A 267-nucleotide genomic window follows, 5' to 3' on the forward strand; every position below is an offset into this window, starting at 1 on the left:
CTGTAATAAGTGTATGTACCATATAACTAAGAATATCTTTACCATATCCTTTACCTTGATAAGAAGGATGAACTGCAAATCCTGATAGTGTAGTAGATTGCTCTTGCTCAGTAACTGTAATCGTTCCTATCACTTTTTCATCGATAAGAGCACTGTAAACTTGATGGGAAGATGAATTCATCATCTTTTGTAACCATGTGGATGTATTTGCTGCCGAATCTCCAAAAGCTTCACTAGCGATTTCTATAAGATCAGGAAGTAATTCAG

Annotated in this window: 1 protein-coding gene; it reads right to left on the reverse strand. The window is 35.6% G+C overall.

The features are described 5' to 3' along the window. Positions 1-267 (reverse strand): GNAT family N-acetyltransferase (locus tag SB775_RS30180; RefSeq protein WP_410864931.1); only part of this gene is annotated, 267 nt, incomplete at both ends.

The sequence above is a fragment of the Peribacillus sp. SIMBA_075 genome (assembly GCF_046534585.1).